The following is a 1,469-nucleotide window of genomic DNA, read 5'->3' on the forward strand; positions in this document are numbered from 1 at the left end:
TGAAGGTGTAGGAAGCACCTTCAAAGAAAGGAGACAGTCATGGCGAAGATTGTCAACTCTTGGAACGACTGGGATCCGTTGAAGCGCGTCATCGTTGGCCGCTGCGATAACTCCATGATCCCGCCCGAGGAGCCCGCAACCTCTGAGAAGGTGCCGGTCGACTCCGAGATGCGCGGCATGTGGGGCCTGCGCCCGCTGCGCACCGTCGAGCGCGGCAACGAGTGCCTCGAGAACCTGGTCAAGGCCGTCGAGGAGCGCGGCGTCGTCGTCGACCGCCCGACGCCCCTGCAGTGGAACCAGGCCATCGGCACGCCGGACTTCCGCAACGATTCCATGATGACCTGCATGCCTCCGCGCGACATCCTGCTGACCGTCGGCAACGAGATCATGGCTTCCGCCAACTCCTTCCGCTGCCGCTACTTCGAGTACCTGGCCTACTGGCCGCTCATGAAGCAGTACTTCGATGAGGATCCCGAGTTCCTGTGGACCCAGGCTCCCCGTCCTCGTCTGACCGACGCTTCCTACAAGCACAACTACTACGACGAGAAGATCACCCTGGAAGAGCGCCTCGTCCGTACCGCCAACAAGGACTTCGTGACCACCGAAGTCGAGCCGATGTGGGACGCCGCCGACCTCATGCGCATGGGCAAGGATATCTTCATCCAGCACGGCCTGACCACCAACCGCACCGCCATGGAGTGGTTCCAGCGCTACTATCCCGAGTACCGCATCCATGCCATGAACTTCCCGGGCGACCCGTACCCGATTCACATCGACGCCACCTTCGTGCCGCTGCGCCCGGGCCTGATCATCAACAACCCGCATCGTCATCCCGCCGAGGGCCAGAAGGACATCTTCGAGGCCAACGATTGGCAGATCGTCGACGCCGCCCAGCCCGCCCATGACGAGCCGCCCGCGCTGTGCTACAGCTCCGTGTGGCTGTCCATGAACTGCCTGGTCCTGGATCCCTCCACGGTCATCGTCGAGGCCTCCGAGGTCAACCAGCAGGAGCAGATGGACCAGCTCGGCATGAACGTCATCCCCGTTGACCTGCGCGACGCCTATCCGTTCGGCGGCGGCCTGCACTGCTCCACCGCTGACGTCTACCGCGAGGGCGAGTGCCTCGACTACTTCCCGAACCGCGTCAAGGACTGCACGCTCATCCACCCGGAGATGTGGGAGGACTAGGCTAACCGCCTAGCGTTCGTTTGAATATGAAAACCGCCCGGACGATAAAAATCGTCCGGGCGGGAATAAGAACAAAGCATTTACTCGCGCAATAGTGCGCAAAGAAATCCTAGGGCTTCGGATCAAAGGTAGCCGTTGCAGCGGCATCTCCTTATGCCTTTATTCGAAGCCCCGGGGCCATCAATGAGAATTTTACCTCAATTTCACCAAGTAGTACAGAGTCAACTCTTGATTGACGGCGTAAAGTTGATGGGGGTTCAGATTCTCCTATCCAGGTTCGC

At 60.4% G+C, this 1,469-nt stretch carries 1 protein-coding gene; it reads left to right on the top strand.

What is annotated here, in order from left to right; all coding sequences use genetic code 11:
* Window positions 1-39: 39 nt before the first annotated feature.
* Window positions 40-1,188, top strand: coding sequence for a serine/threonine protein kinase (locus DW178_RS04640; RefSeq protein WP_118349913.1), 1,149 nt, complete (start codon window positions 40-42; stop codon window positions 1,186-1,188).
* The last annotated feature ends 281 nt before the right edge of the window (window positions 1,189-1,469 follow it).

It is taken from the genome of Eggerthella sp. AM16-19 (assembly GCF_003474385.1).
Taxonomy (GTDB): Bacteria; Actinomycetota; Coriobacteriia; order Coriobacteriales; family Eggerthellaceae; genus Senegalimassilia.

Coding starts and splice junctions, on each gene's coding strand:
- DW178_RS04640 (WP_118349913.1), top strand. CDS start 40: ATGGCGAAGATTGTCAACTCTTGGAACGACTGGGATCCGTTGAAGCGC.